General features: G+C 68.3%; 10 protein-coding genes. 8 read left to right on the forward strand and 2 right to left on the reverse strand.

What is annotated here, in order from left to right:
• Window positions 1–8: 8 nt before the first annotated feature.
• On the reverse strand, window positions 9–803 hold the full coding sequence (gene cobA, locus A3Q7_RS0101115) for a uroporphyrinogen-III C-methyltransferase (RefSeq protein WP_026224355.1): 795 nt from the start codon (window positions 801–803) through the stop codon (window positions 9–11).
• Between the two features lie 214 nt (window positions 804–1,017).
• Here cobA and A3Q7_RS0101120 point away from each other — a divergent pair, with 214 nt between their 5' ends.
• On the forward strand, window positions 1,018–1,728 hold the full coding sequence (locus A3Q7_RS0101120) for a TetR/AcrR family transcriptional regulator (RefSeq protein WP_051079151.1): 711 nt from the start codon (window positions 1,018–1,020) through the stop codon (window positions 1,726–1,728).
• A complete protein-coding gene (locus A3Q7_RS19105; protein WP_018410007.1) occupies window positions 1,722–2,588 on the forward strand; it encodes a nitrate- and nitrite sensing domain-containing protein in 867 nt (288 codons plus the stop codon). Before A3Q7_RS0101120 ends, A3Q7_RS19105 begins: the two co-directional genes overlap by 7 nt.
• Window positions 2,589–2,632: 44 nt before the next feature.
• Here A3Q7_RS19105 and metE read toward each other — a convergent pair whose 3' ends face one another.
• Window positions 2,633–4,987 carry a 5-methyltetrahydropteroyltriglutamate--homocysteine S-methyltransferase gene (gene metE, locus A3Q7_RS0101130; protein ID WP_018410008.1) on the reverse strand — a complete coding sequence of 785 codons (2,355 nt, stop codon included), beginning with the start codon at window positions 4,985–4,987 and terminating at the stop codon, window positions 2,633–2,635.
• A 112-nt stretch (window positions 4,988–5,099) separates the two neighbouring features.
• Between metE and A3Q7_RS0101135 the strand changes: the two genes are divergently transcribed.
• The 6 genes from A3Q7_RS0101135 to A3Q7_RS0101160 all read left to right on the forward strand — a co-directional run bounded on the left by A3Q7_RS0101135 (window position 5,100) and on the right by A3Q7_RS0101160 (window position 21,162).
• Entirely contained in the window at window positions 5,100–6,029 is a 930-nt protein-coding gene (locus tag A3Q7_RS0101135; protein ID WP_026224356.1) for a LysR family transcriptional regulator, read from the forward strand.
• Between the two features lie 85 nt (window positions 6,030–6,114).
• Window positions 6,115–6,714: a response regulator transcription factor gene (locus A3Q7_RS0101140; RefSeq protein ID WP_018410010.1), complete on the forward strand. Its 600-nt coding sequence runs from the start codon at window positions 6,115–6,117 to the stop codon at window positions 6,712–6,714.
• Between the two features lie 2 nt (window positions 6,715–6,716).
• Window positions 6,717–8,486 carry an ATP-binding response regulator gene (locus A3Q7_RS0101145; protein ID WP_018410011.1) on the forward strand — a complete coding sequence of 590 codons (1,770 nt, stop codon included), beginning with the start codon at window positions 6,717–6,719 and terminating at the stop codon, window positions 8,484–8,486.
• Window positions 8,487–8,615: 129 nt separating this feature from the next.
• Window positions 8,616–10,289: a ShlB/FhaC/HecB family hemolysin secretion/activation protein gene (locus A3Q7_RS0101150; RefSeq protein ID WP_018410012.1), complete on the forward strand. Its 1,674-nt coding sequence runs from the start codon at window positions 8,616–8,618 to the stop codon at window positions 10,287–10,289.
• Between the two features lie 2 nt (window positions 10,290–10,291).
• Window positions 10,292–19,633 (forward strand): hemagglutinin repeat-containing protein, encoded by a 9,342-nt coding sequence (locus A3Q7_RS0101155; protein ID WP_020565936.1) that lies wholly within the window; start codon window positions 10,292–10,294, stop codon window positions 19,631–19,633.
• Window positions 19,634–19,944: 311 nt separating this feature from the next.
• Window positions 19,945–21,162 carry an efflux RND transporter periplasmic adaptor subunit gene (locus A3Q7_RS0101160; protein ID WP_018410013.1) on the forward strand — a complete coding sequence of 406 codons (1,218 nt, stop codon included), beginning with the start codon at window positions 19,945–19,947 and terminating at the stop codon, window positions 21,160–21,162.
• Window positions 21,163–21,172: the final 10 nt, after the last annotated feature.

Here is a 21,172-nt window from a genome sequence, read left to right on the forward strand (position 1 = left end):
TCCCCGGGTCAGCCGTGTGCGCGGCCGTCCGGCATCCGCGTGCCGTGAGCCGACCGATCGGCCAGGCTCACCACACTCCCGACGACGACGATGGCCGGGCTGCCCAGCCCCTGAGCCTGCACCTGTTGCGGCAGGTCGGCCAGCGTCGCGATGACCGAACGCTGATCCGCGCGCGTGCCGTTCTGTATCGCGCAGGCCGGCGTATCCGGCGCCAGGCCGCCCGCCCGCAGCGCGGCGCAGATGTGCGCAAGGCGACGCATGCCCATGTAGATCACCAGCGTGTTGCCGGTACGCGCCAGCGCCGTCCAGTCCGGTTCGCGTGCGCTTCCGCCGTCCTCGCGCGCGTGGCCGGTGACCAGTGTCACGCCGCAGGCGTGATCGCGATGGGTGAGCGGAATGCCCAGCGTGGCGGGGACCGCGACGCCGGATGACATGCCGCCGATCACTTCGTGGGCGACGCCAGCGCCGCGCAGCGCTTCGACTTCCTCGCCGCCACGCCCGAACACGAAGGGATTGCCGCCCTTTACCCGTCCGACCACGCGCCCGTGACGGGCATACCTCACCATCAATCGCTCGATGAAGGCTTGCGGCGTGCTGCGGCAACCGCCGCGCTTCCCCACCCGCACGATGCGTGCATCGGCGCGCGCGTGGGCCAGTATCGCCGGATCGACCAGGTCGTCGACCAGCAGCACGTCGCAGGCGCCGAGCGCCCGCACCGCCTTCAGTGTCAGCAGTTCCGGATCACCCGGCCCGGCGCCGATCAGATAGACCTTGCCGCCCGCTCTGCAATCAAGTGTGTTCATGGTGGGCATTCTGCAAGACCGATGCCAGCCATGGATCCGCGGCTTCGGGGGCACGGAATCCGGCTCCTGCAAGCCATCCCGGGACGGAGTGCCGAGTCCTCCTGCGCGATTCCGGCGACCGTGAATGTGCGCGATTGCACCGTGCTGGTGCGTAAGCTTGCCGTATGCGCGCGGTGCTACAGTGGGCCGTGTGTCCGTGCCCCCGACGCCTGCCGTGTCCGAACCGCTCACCAGGAATGATCCGACCGCACGCCCTCGCAGCCGTGGCGATGCGCGCGCGCGCATCTTTTCGGCCGCCGGGAGACTGTTTGCCGAACAGGGTTTTTCCGCCACTTCGATGCGCATGATCGCGGCCGAGGCCGATGTGCCGCTGGCCTCGATCAACTATCACTTCGGCTCCAAGCGCGAACTGATGGAAGCGGTCTATCGTCATGTATTCGGCGGGCCGGAATTCGGTCCGTCCTATCTCGACAGACTGGACCGCGAAGTGGCGGCCAGTGGCCAGCCGCTGCCGCTGGAGCGCGTCGTCGACACCCTGATCGAGTCGGTGTGCCGGCTCGCCCGTCGCGAAAGTCTTGCCGGGCCGGTGTTCCGTCGATTGATCGGTCGAGCCTGTTTCGAGTCCGATGTGGACACTCTGCCGCCGGCCTTCGCGCGCACCATGGACTGGTATCTGCGCGCCCTGCAGCGGGCGCTGCCGGACACGCCCGAAAACGAACTTCGTTGCCGCCTGCATTTTTCTGTGGGCGTGATCGCCTATCTGCTGGCCGGTCGCGACGTGATGCATCTGCTCGACCATTGCCAGCCGTGTGCCGCCGATGGAGAGTCGCTGTTGCGGGTGCTGACGCCCTTTGTCGTCGCCGGCTTCCGGGCGCCGCCCGCACAGTCCGTGTCGCCCAGCTCCGGCCGGGAGCAGGCATGCTGAGCGTGCTGGCCTGGAGCACGACCTTCGCGGTACTCGTGCTGGTCGCCCTGCTTCTGATCGATCTGCAACCGGTGAAGAAGCGGGCACCTCTGAACCAGGCACAGCAGGCGCTGCTCGACGGCGAGCGCCTGCATCGCCTGCTGCATGCCCTTCAGCAGCACCGCGGCATGAGTGTCGCCTGCCTGGCCGGAGACGAAGGTTTCGTCCCCGGGACGAGAGAAAGGCGGCGACTGGTCGAACTTCTGCTCAGCGAGCTGGAACAGCAGATCGGGTCGCAGATTGTCTGGTGCGCGAGCGAGGAGCTGGCGCAGACCAGGACGCAGTGGCGTGAGCTGTGTCTTTTGCTGGACGCGCAGCCCGCCGCGCTGGGCGTTGATGAGACGATCAATCGTCACAGCCTTCTTGTAGCCCGTGTTCTGGGCTGGAAGTCCGCGCTGGCGCGCCGCTGCATTGCGCCGGTGATCGGTGAAGAACTGCAGCCGCTGCTCAGGACCTGGTCGGATACCCTGCCGGCGCTGACCGAGGTGCTCGGGCAGGCGAGGGCGGTCGGCAGTGCCGTGGCCGTGCGTGGCGTGTGTTCCACCCCCGAGCGCATGCGGCTGGTCGCATTGTCCACCCGCGCCGAGGCGCTGATGCAGCAGGCCATCATGGATGTACCGCGCCTGCCGGGCGCATTGCCCGCTACCGAAAGAGTGGTGGGGCTGCTCGGTCTGTTGCGTGGCGATGCAGCCATGGGCACGCAGTTCGCCCCGGGGGCGGAGGCCTACTTCGATGAAGCGACCGGCGCCATCGATGCGGTCTATGCATGGATGAAGGTGTGCGAGGACACGCTGCGCCACGCGATGTCCGGCACGCCCTGAGCGCTCTTTCCCGACCGCGCCGGCGCGCACAGCGCTCACGCCGTTCAGGCCATCCCGGCGACGTGCGGCCGGATGCGCGCGCGCAGTCGCCGGGCCGCCTCCACCATGTTTTCCAGAGCGGCATGCACTTCCGGCCAGCCGCGCGTCTTCAGGCCGCAGTCCGGATTCACCCACAGCCGGTCGGCAGGGATGACGGCAGCCGCCTTGTCCATCAGCCGCGCCATGTCGTCGACCGACGGCACGCGTGGTGAATGGATGTCATAGACACCTGGACCGATTTCGTTCGGATAGGCGAAGTGGCCGAAGCCCTGCAGCAGTTCCATGTCGGAGCGGCTGGTTTCTATCGTGATCACGTCGGCGTCCATGGCGGCGATGTCCGGCAGGATGTCGTTGAATTCCGAATAGCACATATGGGTGTGGATCTGCGTATCGTCGCGCACGCCGCTGGCAGCGATGCGGAAGGCGCGCGTGGCCCACTGCAGGTATGCGTGCCACGCGGCGTGGCGCAGCGGCAGACCTTCGCGGATGGCCGGTTCATCGATCTGGATGACGGCGATGCCGGCCCGCTCAAGATCCACCACCTCGTCGCGTATCGCCAGCGCGATCTGCAGCGCGGTGGTCGAGCGCGGCTGGTCGTCGCGCACGAAGGACCATTGCAGGAGGGTGACCGGACCGGTGAGCATGCCCTTCATCGGCCGGTCGGTCAGGCCCTGGGCGTAGCGGGTCCAGTCCACCGTCATCGGCGCCGGCCGTGACACGTCGCCGAACAGCACCGGCGGCTTGACGCAGCGCGAACCGTAGGACTGCACCCAGCCGTTGGCGGTGAATGCGAACCCCGAAAGCTGTTCGCCGAAATACTCCACCATGTCGTTGCGTTCCGCTTCGCCGTGCACCAGCACGTCCAGCCCCAGCCGCTCCTGCACGCGCACCACCTGCTCGATCTCGCTGCGCATCCGCGCGCGATAGGCTTCGGCATCGAGCTCGCCGCGCTTGTATGCGGCGCGCGCGGCGCGGATTTCGCGCGTCTGCGGGAAGGATCCGATGGTGGTGGTCGGGAAAGCGGGCAGATTCAGCCGTGCGCGCTGCCGGATCTGACGGTGGAAGAAGGCCGAACGGCGTTCGTCGGCGTCGGCCGGCAGCGCTTCGATGCGCGCCGCCACTTCGCGGTTGCGCACGCGCGGGCTGGCCGCTCTCGCCGCCAGCGCCTGGCGCGCCTCGTCCAGTTCGAAGCGCACCGCATCGTCGCCTTCGGACAGCGCGCATTTCAGGATGTGCAGCTCAGTCAGCTTTTCGCGTGCGCCGGCCAGCCAGGATGCGAGTTCGGCATCGAGTGCAGCGTCGGCGGACAGCGACATCGGCACATGCAGCAGCGAGCACGACGCCGACACCCACAGATCCTGGCGCTGCTGGAGCGCAGGCCGCAGCAGCGCCAGCGCGCGGTCGAGGTCGGCGCGCCAGATGTTGCGGCCATCGATGATGCCGAGCGACAGGGTGCGGTGCGGCGGCAGCCGGTCCAGCACTTCGGCCACTTCATGCGCTGCGCGCACCGCGTCGATATGCAGGCCGGACACCGGCAGCGCGCAGGCCAGCTTGAGATTGTCCTCCAGCGGCGAAAAATAGCTGGCGAGCAGTATCGATACACCGCAATGTTCGAACTGCCGGTAGGCGTGTTCGAAGCCGCGACGCCAGTTGTCCGGCAGATCCAGCCCGAGCACCGGTTCATCCATCTGCACCCAGCGCACGCCGGCTTCGTGCAGCCGGTTCAGCAGCACCTGGTAGGCGGGCAGCAGCGCGTCGAGCAGGGCCAGCCGGTCGAAGCCGGCCTCGGTGGACTTGCCCAGCCACAGGAAGCTGAGCGGACCGATGAGCACCACCTTGGGAGTATGGCCCAGCGCCACAGCTTCGGCGACTTCCGACAGCAGCCGCGCCGATTCGAGGCGGAAGCGGGTGTCGCGCGCGAACTCGGGTACCAGGTAGTGGTAGTTCGTATCGAACCACTTGGTCATTTCCAGCGCCGGCTGGCCGCCAGCGGCGCCCGCCGCTCCGCCGTGGTCCACGCGATGCGGCGGGCAGCAGGCCGCCGCCCCGGCGGCGACGCCCCGGGCCATGGCGAAGCCGCGCACCAGATCCGGCTGGCTGGCGGTGAAGGCGAAGCGCGCCGGTTCGCAACCGAACATCAGGATGTGGTTCAGCACCTGGTCGTAGAAGGCGAAGTCGCCGACAGTGACGAAATCCAGTCCGCTGTCGTGCTGCAGTTTCCAGTGCTGGCGGCGCAGTTCGCGACCGCAGGTCTCCAGCGCCTCCAGCGTCGACTCGCCGCGCCAGTAGCGCTCCAGCGCCGCTTTCAGTTCGCGTTGCTGGCCGATGCGCGGGAAACCGAGAACATGAGTTCGAATCATGATCAATGCCTTGCTCTATGAATTGAACTTGTATGTTCGGCATTCAGGCTTCACAATTCAAACGAAAGTTTTTCCGGATTTGCATGAACCAAATTCATGAATGGCAGACCTCATGTCCCACTCTCCGCTTGAACTGCGCCATCTGCGCACGCTGCACGCGCTGCGCGACAGCGGCAGTCTGTCGCGCGCGGCGCAACTGCTCAATCTGACGCAGTCCGCGCTGTCGCATCAGATGAAGGGGCTGGAGGATCACTACGGCGGCGCGCTGTTCGAACGCAAGTCCTCGCCGCTCGCCTTCACCGCCGCCGGCCAGCGCCTGCTCGAACTGGCCGACGCACTGTTGCCGCTGGTGGCCCATGCCGAGCGCGACGTCGCGCGCCGGGTGCAGGGGGCGGCCGGCAGCCTGCGCATCGCGGTCGAATGCCATACCTGCTTCGACTGGCTCATGCCGGCCATGGATGCGTTGCGCGCCGCCTGGCCGGAAGTGGAGCTGGACATCGTGTCGGGTTTCCACGCCGATCCGGTCGGCCTGCTGCATCAGGACCGCGCCGACCTGGCCATCGTGTCGGAAGCGACCGAGGGCGAGAACGGCGTGAGCTTCGAGCCGCTGTTTGCGTTCGAAATCGTCGCCGTGCTGCCGCTCGGTCACGCCCTGCTCGCACGCCCCTGGCTGGCCGCCGCCGACTTCGCCGGGCACACGCTGATCACCTATCCGGTGCCGGACGACATGCTCGATCTGGTGCGTCGCGTGCTGCGCCCGGCCGGCATCGCGCCGGCCCGCCGCACCACCGAACTGACGGTAGCCATGCTGCAACTGGTGGCGAGTGGCCGCGGTCTGGCAGCTCTGCCGCTGTGGGCGGTCAAGAGCTATCTGGATCGCGGCTATGTCGCCAGCCAGCGCATCGGTGAGCAGGGACTGACCGGCGAACTGTTCGCGGCCGTGCCGGACAGGCTGGCCGGGCGGCCCTATGTCGCGGAATTTCTGCGTCTCATGCGCGAGACTTCGCTGCTGCAGTTGTCGGGCGTGCGCCGCATAGTGTGAGGGGCGGCGACGCTACAATCCGCGCCATGCCGGACGCGTCGCCGCGCACGGCCAGAACGACAACGCAAGGACACGTGCCCGACCCATGCATTTCCTGATAGTGGATGATCACGCGCTGTTCCGCGAAGGGCTGCGCGCCATGCTGCAAAGTCTGGATCCGGCGCTGGCGGTGACCGAAGCCGACAGTTGCGAAGCCGGCCTCGCGCTGGACGAATCCAGCGATTTCGATCTCATCCTGCTCGATCACACATTGCCCGGCATGAATGGCGTACGCGGCGTGCGCGCGTTCCGCCAGCGCTATCCGACCAGTCCGGTGCTGCTGGTGTCGGCCAGCTATGCCCCGGCGCTGATCGACGACGCACTGACGGCGGGGGCGCGCGGCTTCATTCCCAAGTCGGTGAGCTTCGCCGTCATGCGCGACGCCATCGAACAGGCTCTGTTGCGCCAGGTGGTGCTCGCCCCGTCCGTCAACGGTCAGAGCGCCCAGCCTCCGGTTGTCCTTACCCCGCGCCAGATGGACGTGCTGCAACTCATGCGCGGCGGCCTGACCAACAAGCAGATCGCGCAGGCGCTGGGCAGCAGCGAGTACACCGTGCGTTCGCATGTGTCGGCCATCCTGCAGACGCTGGGCGTGGATACCCGCACCGCTGCGGTCACCGCCGCCCGCGACAAGGGCCTGATATGAGGATGCGGGCATCCGCCGTCCCGGATGCCCGGCTGCTCGCCGAGCAGGTCGACCTGCTGTACCGGCATGCGCCGTCGATCTACGCCGGCAACGCCTTCGCCGCGACCGGGCTGGCCATCATGCTGTGGTCCTCGGTCGATCAGGCGCGGCTGCTGGGCTGGCTGACCGCGCTGGCGCTGCTCACGCTGCTGCGCGCGCTGCTGGTGGCGGCGCGGCGCCGTCGACCGGATGCCTGTGACAGCCTGCGCTGGGCACACCTGTTCGCGACAGGTGCTGCCGCGTCCGGCTGTCTGTGGGGCCTCATGGGCTGGATGTTCTCCGCGCCCGAACCGTTGCAGATGGCGTCGACCGGCATCGTGCTGGCCGGCCTGGTGTCGGCGTCGGTGTCCTCGCTGTCGGTGCATTACCCCGCTTACGCGGTGTTCGCGCTGCCCGCCATCCTGCCCATCGTCGCGCGCTGCCTGCAGTCGGCTGACGGCTTCATGCGTGGCTTCGCGCTGATAGCGACCGGCTTCCTCGTCATCTGTCTCATTTTCGCCTGGCTCAACAACCGTTCGATACGCGCCGCCATCCTGCTGCGCTTCGAAAACCTCGACCTGCTGCGCGAGGTGTCGGCGCAGCGCGAACAGGCGACCGCCGCGCGCGAACAGGCGGAACAGGCGAACCTCGCGAAAACCCGCTTCCTGGCCGCCGCCAGCCATGATTTGCGCCAGCCGCTGCAATCGCTGTCGCTGTTCATCGATGCACAGGCGCAGGATGCCGACGCGGATCGCATGCACGCGATCAACCGCCGCATGCGCGAGGCGGCCGACGCCATGGGCAAATTGCTGGACGAACTGCTGGATTACGCGCGCATCGAGAGCGGTTCGCTGACGCCGACCCTCGCACCGCTTGCATTGCAGGCCTCGTTCGACCGGCTGGCGCGCGAGTTCCAGCCGATTGCCGAAGCGGCCGGCCTGCGGCTGCGCTTCCGTCCGACGCGCTGCTGGGTGCATACCGATCAGGCCCTGTTCGAACAGATACTGCGCAATCTGGTCGGCAATGCGCTGCGCTACACCGGGCAGGGCGGCGTCATGGTGGCTTGCCGGCGCCGCGGCGGGCGCTTGCGGGTCGAGGTGCGCGACAGCGGGGTGGGCATTCCGGCTGACCGGCTGGACGATGTGTTCAGGGAGTTCTACCAGCTCGGTAATCCGGAACGCGACCGCCGCAAGGGACTGGGCCTCGGGCTGTCCATCGTCGATGGCCTGGCGCGTGCGCTCGATCACCCGGTCAGCGTGCGCTCGCAGCCGGGGCGCGGTTCGGTGTTTGCGCTCAGTATGCCGCCGGCGCAGGCCCAGGCCAGCGCAGCGCGCCACCGCGTGGCGGCTCCCTCAATGCGCCTGGCCGGGCACAGCGTGCTGCTGATCGACAACGAGCCGGACATCCGTGAGGCGCTGGCAGCGTTGATGCGCCCGTGGGGTGTCGTCGTGCATACCGCGGAAAGCGCGGCCGACGCGCTGGCAAGCCTGCCGTGCCGGCCGGACTGTGTGCTGGCGGACTTCCGCCTGCTCGACGGGCATACCGGCATCGATGCCATCGCGGCGCTGCGCGACCGTTTCGGTGCCGACCTGCCGGCTGCGCTGATCACCGGCGACACCGACCCGGCGCGCATCCGGGACGCGCGTGCCGCGGGGTTCGCACTGTTGCAGAAGCCGACACCGGCGCACCGCCTGCTGGCGCTGCTTGAATTCCTTCTGCAGCCGCCCGAGTCCGCGCCACCCCGGGCGGCGTGAAGCGCGCCACGAAGCGACGCAGAAGAGGTCCCGTGACGAGGGGTTGGCGCCCGGCACTGCTACAGATGTAGGATTTTTTCCGACACCGGCCACGCTAGATTCGGTCCACAAGAATTCCGGATCTCGCCCATGCCGCGCCTGCGCATCGCCTTCCTGCTGAGCTGTCTGCCCGCGCTCGCCTTTGCCCAGCAAGCCGACATCGAACGCGCGATCCAGGCGTCGCAGCGGCTGCTGCTCGAAGAGCAGCAAAGGCAGGCGCGCGAGCGCGAGGAACTGGAACGGCGCCGGCCGCGCAGCGAGGGCGCCGATCTGCAGGCGCAGCCGCCGGCACCGGCCGCGCCTTCCGGCTGCTTTCCGATACGCGAGGTGCAGCTCGATGGCGCCACCCTGCTGGCCGACGCTGAGCGCCAGCGGCTGATCGCGCCCGGTGTCGGCGACTGCATCAACCTGACGCAGATCAACGCGGTGATGCAAGGCATCACCAATCACTATCTGGTGCGCGGATACACCACCACGCGTGTCTATCTGCCGGAACAGGATCTGGGCTCCGGCACGCTCAGGCTGCTGGTGCTCGAAGGCCTGATCGAACAGTTCCGGCTGGACGGCGAGGGCGTGAACCTCGATACCGCCTTTCCCGGCTTGCGCGGACGCCTGTTCAATCTGCGCGACATCGAGCAGGGGCTGGACCAGATCAACCGGCTGCGCTCGAACAGCGCCACCATGGACATCGAGCCGGGCGGTACGCCGGGCGCGTCGCAGATCGTGGTCCGCAACCGCCCGCGCAAGCGCTGGTCGGTCAATGCCGCGCTCGACAATACCGGCTCGCAATCCACCGGGCGCGAGCTGGTGTCGGCTGCGTTGGCCATCGACGGCCCGCTCGGCCTGAACGATTTCCTCAACCTGTCCGGCCGCATCAATACCGACGCCGACCATGACGACAAGCTGTCGCAGTCGGTGTCGCTGCTGTATTCCATTCCTTACGGTTACTGGACCTTCACGCTGACGGCGAGCGAATTCGACTATGCGAGCCGGGTGCGGGGCAGCGTGGTCAGCTTCAACAGCAGCGGCCAGTCGACCCTCTACGGTCTGCGCGTGGACCGCGTGCTGTTCCGCGACCGCGATGCCAAGGTGTCGCTGTTCGGCAATCTGGGATTCAAGGATTCGCGCAACTATCTGAACGACACGCTGCTGGAAACCAGCTCGCGCCAGCTCGCCACGCTGGATCTCGGCGTATCGGCATCCACCGTGTTGTCCGGCGTGCTGCTGTCCGGCGATATCGCCTGGGTACAGGGCCTCGACGCCTTCGGTGCGCTCAAGGATGCACCCGGCCAGGACAGCGCCGCGCCGCGCGCGCAGTTCGACAAGGTCGTGCTGAATGCCTCGGCCGCCGTGTCGCTGCCGGTCGCCGGTCGCACGCTGGCGCTGTCGTCCACGCTGTCGGCGCAGCGTTCGACCGACACCCTCTACGGCACAGAGCAGTTCTTCATCGGCGGACCGTTTTCCGTGCGCGGCTTCCGTCGCTACAGCATCGCCGGGGATTCCGGTGCCTGGCTGCGCAACGAGGTGGCGCTGCCGCTGCAGTGGGGCGAGGCGCGCCTGCGGCCCTTCCTGGGCTGGGACATCGGTCACATCCGCGCCGACGAGGTCGGCCCGGGCGGCACGCTGGCCGGCTTCACCGTCGGCATCGGCGCCAATCTCGGTGCGCTGGCGATGCAGCTCGCACTTTCCGCACCCACCGCGCTGCCGGCGCGGCTGGGCAATCACGACAGTTACGCACAGTTCCGCGTGGCCATGGACTTCTGATCATGAACGCACCGTCCCGCCCCTTCCGCACCGACCGTCCGGTCACCCGCGCGCGCCGCTGGCTCGCCCGCGTCATGACAGTCGTGCTGAGCCTGCCCGGATCGCCGCTGCTGGCGGCGCCGCCGGTTGCGGCCGATGGTCGCACCCAGGTCGACGTTTCGCCGAATGGCGTGCCGGTGGTGGACATCGCGGCGCCGAATGCGGCCGGTGTGTCGCACAACCGGTACCAGAACTTCGACGTCGATCGCCAGGGTCTGGTGCTGAACAACTCGACCGAGGTGCAGCGCTCTGTGCTGGCGGGCACGGTGCGCGAGAATGCCAATCTGCAGGGGCGGGCGGCGGCGATCATCCTGAACGAGGTGGTGGCGGCCAACCGTTCGCAACTCGATGGCTATATCGAAATCCACGGCCAGCGTGCCGAACTGGTGATCGCCAACCCCTATGGCATCACCTGCGATGGCTGCGGCTTCATCAACACGCCGCGCGTCACGCTCACCACCGGTCTGCCCACGTTCGAACAGGATGGCCGGCTGGGCGGCTTCCAGATCCGCCAGGGCGACATCCTGGTCGGCGCCAACGGCGCGGATGCCAGCGAGTCCGCCTGGTTCGACCTGCTTACCCGCACGCTGCGCGTCGATGGTCCGGTGTGGGCGCAGGCGCTGGCGGTCACCACGGGCCGTTTCGACCAGACCTATGCCGGGCGCGCAACGACGGTATCGAGTGATGGCGCGGGCGCGCCCACCGTGTCCATCGACGTTTCCGCGCTCGGCGGCATGTACGCCAACCGCATTCGCCTGATGTCCACCGAGGACGGTGTGGGCGTGCGGGTGCGCGGCGACATGGCCGCCACCGTGGATGACGTGGTGATCGACGCCGCGGGGCGTCTGTCGCTGGCCGGTCGTGTCAGCGCGGCCCGGGACATCGTGGCGCAGTCGCGCGGCGCCCTCGATACCGGCCGCACGGGTGCGACCGGCAACGAGTCCTTCGTGTTCGCCGGTGGAGCGCTCTCCCTGTCCAGTCAGGGTACGCTCGATCTGGGCGATGGCCTGATCGGCGGCGAGGCCGCGCTCAAGCTGTCCGGCGCCGCGCTGGACGACCGCGGTGCCGCGAGCGCGGAGCGATACAGCGCCGGCGATATCGACATCGAGGTGGCCGGCCGCGCCGACATCACCGCCGCGCGCTGGGACGCGGGCGGCGGCCTCCGGCTGCAGGCGGCGGATGTCGTGGCGCTTGCCGGCGGGGTGCTCACCAGCCGCGGCGCCGACGGCGTGCTGTCGGTGTCCGCTCGCGCCATCGATGTGGATGCGGCCCGACTGCGCGCGGTGAACGATGTGACGCTGGATGCGCGGGAGGCGATCACGCTGGCCGAAGCGGATGAAGCCGGCATCGCCGCAGGTCGCGATGTGATGCTGGACGCCGCCTCCGCCACGCTGGCCGGCGGCGTCGAGGCTGGCCGTGACATCCGTGCCACGGCGAGCGGTGTGCTGGACGGTCGGCAGACCTCCTGGCTGGCATCCGGCCGCGATCTGGCGCTGGCCGCGGATGTGCTGCAGCAACAGGGCGCGCAATGGTCGGCATCCGCCACCGCCCGCCTGCGTGCGCGCAGCATCGCGCTCGCCGGACAGACCGTGGGCACGCGCGTCGATGCCGACGCGCGTGACACGCTCATGCTGGGCGACGAGGCGCTGGTCTATGGCGTGAATGATGTCGTGCTGGCGGCCGAGCTGCTGCGGCTCGACGCGGGCACCGTCTACGCCGGTCGCGATGCATCGCTGGCCGGACGCGGCAGTCTGGTCGACAGCGGCCCGGGGCAGCGCGTGGCGGGGCGCACGCTGAGCGTCGCGTCCGGTCAGGATCTGGTGATCGCTGCCGGCCAGCGTTATGACGCAGGCAGTGCGCTGTCGCTGCACGCGGCGCGCGATCTCGTGCTGGGCGGTGAAGGCGCCGACAGCGATGCGGTGCTGCTGTCCTCCGGTGGCTCGCTGACGCTGGATGCCGGCCGCGACTTCACCGTCACGCGTCACGCGCGCGCGGTGGCGAATGGCGCGCTGGAGGCGAGCGCCGGCCGTCTGCTGTCGCTGCGGACGCACGCCGCAACCGATGGCATCCAGGACTATGCGCTGGGCGCAGGCGGCGATGCGGTGCTGCGCTTCACCCTGCTCGGCGAGGACGAAACATTCACCGGCGCGGTCGCCACCGGCGGTGACCTCACGCTGGTGCAACGAGGCGCAGGCCGTGATCGCAGCGCGCTGCGCTTCGTGAGCGGATCGCGGCTCGATGTCGGCGGCACGCTGCGGGCAGAGCGCGACGATGGCGGGTCGGGCAGCATGCTCGAGGTTTATCTCGAATCCGGCGCGGTATGGGCCGCTGACGCCTTCCAGCTCGAACTCGCACGTCTGGACATCCAGACCGGCGCCATCTTCCGCGGGGGGGCCGGGCGGTCGGACATCACGCTGAACCAGCTGTGTTCCTCCGGCATATTCAGCGCCGACTGCGCCGAGTTCACCGGTGTGTTCATGGGCAGCGCGACCACACGACTCACCGTGTATGGCGATTTCGTCAATGCGGGCCGTGTCGGCAATGCCGAAACCTGGGTGGATGGGGCGGACTCCCATCTCGACCTGCGCATCCAGGGCAGTTTCACCAACACGGCCAGCGGTCTGGTCGCCGCGTCCGATCGACTGAGCATCGCGGTGGGCGACGACGCCAGCCTGCGCAACGAAGGACTGATCTACAGCTCGGGCAACATGATGCTGGGCGGTGGCCGCAATGTGCACATCGTCAATGACAGCGGTGCCACGCTGCTGATGGGCGGTGCGCGCAGGGGCAGGGATGACAACCGTTCGGTGATCGGCGGTACCGACGCGGAGGCTGCGACCCGCTCGTTCGCGAACCACGGTCGCGTGGAAGCGGTGGACCAGGATGTGCTGATCCAGGTCGGCAGCTTCATCAACGCCTTTGCAAGCCGGCCGGCCACGCACTTCGTGTTCGACACCAGCTACGGACAGCGCTGGTTCATCTGCCCGGACCGGCTCGCCAACTGCCGCTTCACCGGCAACGCCTATGTCGACCCGGCCACCGTGTTCTATCCGCGTCCGCGCGAAACCGGCGATCCGCTGAGCGCCAGCCCGACCTGGGACCGCGACGACCAGATAGGCTGGAACATCGATCTGCGCGGCGATGCCTCCAATCAGGATTCAGGTTTCTTCCCGATCTATGCCGGCGGCAAGGAAAACTATTACGCCGGCCAGAAGGCCTATTTCGTGCAGGACCTCGGCGAGGTGAGGCAGGACTGGTATGTGGTCCAGCGCTACCAGGAGGTGTTTTCGGATCCGGCCGCGGTGGCCGCCGCCACGCCCACGGTTGCGATCGAAGGCGGCAATCTCGTCATCAGGACCGATGCCGGTCGCAATGAGGGCGGTCTGCTCAGCACGACGAACACGATGCAGATCGAAGGACTGACCGCCAGCCATGTCAGCAGCTTCGCCAACACCTCGCTGCTGCTGGCCAGCCACGAGTACCGGCAGGAGGTGATCCGCAAGTACGGCTGTGCGACCGACGGCCTGGTCGGCAGCGTCTGCGACAAGCTGAACTGGCTCGGCAAGTCGTCCTATCTCACCGGCTACAGCGACACCGTGTGGCGCGATTTCACGCTGAGCGATGTGAGCCATGCCTCCGGTGTCAGCGGCACCGTGAAGGCGTTCGAAATCAAGGCCACGGTCGGCAACTTCACCAATACCGGCACCGGCAGCGGCGTGTCCACCGAGTCGCCGGTGATCGAAGGCGTGGTCGGCGCGCGCGGCATCGAGCCGGCACAGCGGCAGCAGGTCGCCGCGACCGGCCCTTCGGCCACCTCGCTCACACTGCCCGGCGGCAGCAACGGACGATTCGTCACTGCCCGCGATCCATCCGCCGGCTATCTGGTGGAAACCAATCCGCTGCTCATATCCTTCGACAATCCCTACCTCGGTTCGGATTACCTGATGCGACGACTCGGGCTGCAACCCGAGAACTACCTGCTGCGCTTCGGCGATGCCGCCTACGAGGCGCGGCTCATTCGCGAACAGGTGCAGGCGCAGACCGGCGCCGCGCTGCTGCGCACCGCATACAGCGACTACCAGCAGCAGTCCATCCTGATGGATAACGCGGTGGCGGAGGCCGCGCGCCTGCAGCTCAATCTGGGCACTGCGCTGAGCGCCGGACAAGTGGCGGCGCTGAAGCAGGACATCGTGTGGATGGTGAGCACCGAGGTGGCCGGCAAGACCGTGCTGGTGCCGGTGGTCTACCTCACCGATGCCACGCGTGCCGCCGGCAGCAACAGCCAGGTGCTGGCCGAGCGCGCAATGATCCAGGCGGACAGCTTCACCAACCGTGGCGGCGACATCAATGCCAACTCGCGACTGCAGATCGTGTCGCGCGGTGACCTGGACAATATCGGCGGCCTGATCGGCGGCGGCAATGTGTCGCTGCGATCGGTGGCCGGCAGCATCAACAACATCACCGAAACGCGGCGTGTCGGCGACGACCGCAACTACTACACGGTGGCCGGCCCGCGCGGCGGCATCGTGGCGAGCGGCAATCTGCTGCTCGACGCCAACCAGGACATCAACATCACCGGGGCCGATGTGGTGGCCGACGGCCGCGCCGCGCTGATCGCCGGTCGCGACGTCAATGTGACCGCGCTGGTGCTGGAAACCCGGAACGAGTACGGCACCTCGCGCAGCGGCGGCCTGAGCCGCGAGTCGTCCAGCGTGACGCAAACCGTGCAGTCGGCGAGCGGCGCGCGGGTGACGGGCGGTCAGGGCGTGCTGGTGGACGCCCGGCGCGATGTCGACGTCGCGGGCTCGGATGTCGACGGTGGCGAGGGGCTCGCATTGCTGCGCGCGCGCGAAGGCGATGTGACCATACGGTCGATCGAACTCACCAGCACCGCATCGGGCAGCGAGGAAAGGGAGGGCTTCTTCGCGGAAGGACGCGCCAACAGCACCTCGGACGCCAGCAAGGGCACGCCGTTTTCGGCATCCGGCTTCACCGGCTACGAAATGAGCCGCAGCAGTCATGACTCGACCAGCGTGAGCAACGCCGGCAGCCGGGTCGGCGGCAGGGGCGTGGCGGTGGTCGCCGACAAGGGCTCGGTCACGCTGCAGGGTTCCGACATCATGGCTGGCGAAGACGGCGCGCTGATCGATGCGGCGAAGGACGTCAATATCGTCGCCAGCTACGACCGCAGCGCAAGCCGCAGCAGCGCCGAGCAGCACCGCTTCGGCATTTCCGCCGATGCGAGCACGGAAGGCGTGATGGGTGGCCTCAAGACCCAGGGCGGCACGCTGGAAACCGAAAGCGGCAGTCGCAGCGCCAATACCAGCAGCATCCGTTCCGAAGGCGGCATTTCGGTGCGCGCGGGCGGCACCCTGAGACGCGAGGGCGCGCAACTCGACGCAGCGGGCAATATCGACATCGAAGCCGATCGCATCGAGGATCGCGCCGCGCGCAACGAAACGAGCTATCGGGAGTCGGGCCGCACCTACGAGGCCGGCATATCGGCCGGCGTCACCTCCGGTCTCGGCGGCACGGTGGCGGGCATCGCCAGCGGCGAAGCGAAACAGGTGAACATTTCTTCGCCGCAGTCGCAGGTGGTGATCGGTGGGTCCGGCGCCAGCTTTTCGGCCGGCGAAGACAGCAGCACGGCGGTGGTGACGCAGATCCGCGCCGGCGGCAACGTGACCGTGACGGCGAACAAGGACATCGTCGAAGAGGGCACGCGCTACCGTGCCGGCGGCGATATCGACATCGGTGCCCGGTCCTACGAGAACCGTGCGGCGGCCAATACGCGGCGCGCCGACAGTGACACGTCGAGCGCGAATTCCTCGCTCACGGTGGCGGTGAATGCAGCCTCCGAAGCCAGCGCCACGCTGACCGCGTCGGGCAGCAACGAGAAGCAGGGCAGTGCTTCGTCGCAGGCGGTGGTGGGGGGCTTCGACGCCGGACGCAAGGTGATCATCCGCACCGACAAGGATCTGCGGCTCGAAGGTTCCGGCGTGAAAGCCGGCGGCGACGTGTCGCTGGTGGCCGGTGGCGCGCTCAAGCTGGATCAGGCCAACGATACCGCGTCCGCATCGTCGTCCGGCAGATCAGGGGGCGCCACGGTGTCGGTGAGCGCCTGCGCCGATCTCACCTGCGCGGGTGGCAGCGTGGCGGCCAACGCGCGCACCGGTGAAAGCAATGAAACGAGTCGTACCGGACGGGCGGTCACCCTGCAGTCCGGCGGCGCCACGACGCTTGCATCGGCTGGCGACATGCGCCTGCAGGGCACGGCGGTGAGGGCGGGCGGCAATGTGACGCTGGATTCGGGCGGCAAGATCGACTATCAGGCGCTGAGCAGCGAAACCTCGCGTACCGCGACCGCCGATGGTGCCGGCGTGCAGGCCGGTGTGAACGTCGGCAAGACCATGAATCTGGCGAAGGAGGGCGGTGGCAGCGCGTCGGTGGATTTCGAGCGGGTGCGCGAGAACGAAAGCAGCGACACCCGGCGCGGTGGCAGCATCGAATCCGGCGGCACGCTCACCGTCCGCAGCGCCGGCGACACGTGGCTGGAAGGCACCCAGGCCCGGGCGCGCAATGCGAGCGTGAATGTCGGTGGCAATCTGCTGATGGAGTCGGCGCAAAGTACCGAAAAGGTCGACACCAGGAATGTGGCCGGTGGCCTGTCGGTATCCGCCGGACGCAATGCCGGCAGCGGCACCGGAGCGGGCGGCGGTGCCGGCAATGCGGCGGCGGTGGACGATGGCAGCAAGTCCTTCGGTTTCAGCGCGAAGGCCGATGTCGATCTGCGCGACAAGGACAATCTCACCCACCAGAATGCGCTGATCCAGACCACGGGTGCTACCGAACTGAATGTTGCCGGCGATGCTACGCTGGCCGGCGCCAACATCCGCGCCGGTGGCGGCGTGAGCGGCGAGATCGGCGGCAAGCTCACGGTGCAGACGCGCACCGACCGCGTGAAGGAAAGCGCCACCCGCGTGGACGTCTATGCCGGGCTGTCCTCGGTCGACGTCGGCAAGAAGGGCGATGGCGACGGACCGATGAAGGCGGCCGACCGCTTCGACCAGCGTCAGGGCCAGATCACCGACACGCTGAATCACGTCGGCCAGAGCGGCGTGATGATCAAGGCGGAATCGTCCGGCACTGACAGCGTCACGCTCGCCGAGCGCAGTGGCATCGATGGCGGTGCGGTCGGGCTGGGTGGACTGACCGTGCGCCGGGGCGCGGAATTCGTCAGCGCTGCCCCCGGCAGCGATGGCATGAACATCCAGGGCGAGGTCGCGCGCAGCGAGGTCACGACCTACACGCGCACTGCGCCGTCGGTCAGCATCGATGTGCGCGGCACGGTGGCCAGTGCGCTGGGCTCGGACCAGGCCACCGGCGGCCAGGTGGCCGGCACCCTGGTCAAGGGCTCCAACATCTTCCGCGACCCGGACAACAATCCGGCCAACAAGTCGCCGGTGCTCGGGCGCGACGATGCGCCGGACACCTCCGGAGTGCCGCTGCCGCGCCGCGCGAGCGACGACCTGCCGCCGGGTGGCGTGCGCCGAAAGGATCCGGAACCGCTGGCGGCGCCGGAACCGCTGCGCCTGCCGGCAGCCGATGCGCCGCAGGTCAGGCCGCGCGCCAATGCGGTCAGCGAAGGCAGCACGCCGCGCCAGCCGGATATTCCCGACAGCGCGGCGCCCGCTGGCCGCCCGCGCGCGCAGACCGAGGCGCCGACGCCAGCGCGTCCGCGCGCGGCGGATGGCATGGATTCGCCGCGCCCGCGCAGCAACAGCGAAGCGCTGGCCGATGGTTCGGCGGCGCCGCGGCCGCGCGCCGGTGATGCCAAGGACCCCATGCCGCCGGCGCGCCCGGGTGAGGACGGCGGCGAGCGTCCGATCGCGGTGCGACTGCCCGCGGGCGGTGACCAGGATGTCGCGGTACGGCCGCGTACCGGCAGCACCAGCGCCGCCGCTGCAGGCTATTCCACCGTCGATGGCTACGCGACCGCGAGCGGCTATGACACCGTGCCGTCGTATGACGCGGTGATGAGCGCTCGTCCCGGTTCGCGTTCGCCGTCGGTGGGCGAAGCCGATGTCCCGCGTCCGCGTCTGTCTTCTTCGGCGGCCGACGACGATAGGGCGGACGCGGCGCGCCTTGCCTATGCGACGTCGGGCTATTCGCCGGCGGACGGTGCATACGAGGCGGCGGCCCCGTCGCGCCCGGGCTCGCGATCCGCGTCGGTCGGTTCGGCCGACACCTTTGAACGTCCGCGCGCGCCGTCGTCGTCCGGAGAGGCTGACGGGGACACCGCAGGCACTGTGACGCCACGCGGACGCAGCGCACTGCTGGACGACGCCGAGCGTCCCGGCTACGCGCTGCTGACGCCGTATGACGGCAAGACCGCCGCCGCGACATCGGCGTACGCGACGAACGACGAGCTGTATTCGGTGGCGAAGGCGGATGCCGCGGCGGCGGATGCGGCGTTCCGCGAGCGGCAGCAGGCCTCGAACGCGGTCGAGCCGGTGTTTGCCCCGACGCGCGAACAGTCCAACGGACTGATCGTGCGTGACCTGCCGGAGGTGTTCCACGGCGAGGATCAGGGGCAGGCACAGAAGCAGATACTGGTCGGCTACAAGGTGAGCTATTTCGACGAGGACCAGCGACGCGCGATGGAGGTCGCGGTCGACCGCGATAGCGGCAAGCTGTACTACGCGGCCGATGCGAGCCGTACGCCGATCAATCTCGGCGATGGCACGAGCGCACCCATCTTCGTGGTCGATGCGCAGGGCCGCATGTTCGTGCATGCCGCGCCGAGCGCGGGCGAAATCCATCATTCCAGCCTGGCGGCCGGTCAGCCGGTGGCACTGGCCGGCCAGCTCGTCGTCAAGGACGGCTACATCGTCCATATCGACAATATGAGCGGCCATTACCAGCCCACGCTGGAACAGCTCAATCGCACACGCGGCTACCTGAAGAAGGTGCTGGGTGCCGATCTGGACCATAGCTCGCGCATCGGGGTGGTCGGGAGCTGGGTGAAGGACGCAAGCGGCCAGCAGAAGCGCTCGGTCACCTGGGTGGACATGGACCGGCGCGAGGCGATCCCGGCGGTGGATGTGAAGTCCTTGTGGCAGAAGCCGCTGGCGCCGGCCCCGCAGGCGGGGACACGCCAGACCCCGGCCGGCGTACCGCGTCGCCGGCACGCCGTGCGCCCGGGCGAGCGCGCGCGCCGCAACGGCGGGTGCGGCGGGCGTTGCCGCCTGGCACGCCGGACTGCCGGCGCCATCTCGGTCCCGGCGCACGCACTGCATCAATAACAGACCCTCGTTCCACGCAGAGTGCGTACAGACGGAAGGCGGCGGATGCCGCCTTCCGTCGTTTACCGCGACCCGGTTTCGTCGTGCCGCCGTGTGCAATTGCAAAAAATCTTGCATCGACCTTTTAAACATACACGAATGTATGTTTATAATCGCGCCACGCTCAACCTGCCCGGCATTCGTGCCGATGCCGGTGGGGCATCCAGCAGAATGTGGCATGCATTGGCGGCACTGGACGTACGCGTACTCCATTCTGCTCGATGCACTCAATAATTGCGCGACACCGTCGCGCCTTGATTCCGGGATTGAAAATGACGACGAGGACGGATCTGATTCGGCGTGCAGGCCTGTTGTCCGCCACGGTTCTTGCACTGGCGCTGGCAGCGTGCGGCGACAAGCAGGAGGCGGGACATGCCAATGGTGGCATGCCTCCGGCCGCCGTGAAGGTGGTTGCGGTGGCGCCACAGGACGTGCCGGTGCAGTTCGACTATGTCGGCCAGGTGGCCGGTTCGCGCGAAATCGAGGTCCGTGCGCGCATCACCGGCATCGTCGAGAAGCGGCTGTACGAAGAAGGCGAGCGCATCAAGGCGGGGCAGATCATGTTCCGCATCGACCCTGCGCCCTACCAGGCCGCGGTGGCTGCCGCCGAAGCGCAGCTCGAACAGTCGCGTGCGCAATTGAAGCAGGCCGAGCGCGAATATGCGCGCATCAAGCCGCTGGCCGATGCTGAAGCGGCCAGCCGCAAGGATGCCGACGACGCCGAATCGACGCGCGATCTGGCGCGTGCCGCGGTGAAGGCGGCCGAGGCGCAGTTGCAGACGGCACGCATCAATCTCGGCTACACCGATGTGCGCGCCCCGCTCGGCGGCGTGGCCGGCCGGGCAGAGAAGGTGGAAGGTGCGCTTGCGGTGGCGGGCGGCGACAGCCTGCTCACCACGCTGGCGCAGACCGATCCCGCCTATGTGAATTTCGGCGTCGGCGAGGTCGAGTATCTGCGCACGCGCGACGAAATGGCCAGCGGCGCGCTCAAGCTCGATCCCCAGGGTTTCACCGTGCGGCTGAAGGGTTCCGATGGCGCGGACATCCCGCGCACCGGCAAGCTGGGCTTCCACGACTACAAGGCGGACACCAGCACCGGCGCCTTCGCGGTACGCGCCACCTTCGACAACAAGGACGGCTTGCTGTCGCCCGGCCAGTTCGTGCGCGTGCAGCTGACCGGCGCCACGCGCGCCGGGGCCATCGTGGTGCCGCAGCGCGCCGTGCTCGACAGCCCGCAAGGCAAGTTCGTCTATGTGATCGGCGAGGCGGACGGCAAGACGCTGGCACAGCCGCGTCCGGTCAAGCTGGGCGAATGGGCGAAGCTGGACGGTGAGCTGGGCAATGCCTGGGTGATACGCGACGGTCTCAAGGCCGGCGAACGGGTCATCGTCGATGGCATGGCGCGCATCTTCGTGCCCGGTTCTCCGGTCGTGATCGATGACGGAAAGGCCGCTCCGCAGCCCGCTCCCGCCGCGCCGGCCGGCCACTGAGGAGACGCCC

This window comes from Methyloversatilis thermotolerans (assembly GCF_000372885.1).
In the GTDB taxonomy this organism is placed as follows: Bacteria; Pseudomonadota; Gammaproteobacteria; order Burkholderiales; family Rhodocyclaceae; genus Methyloversatilis; species Methyloversatilis thermotolerans.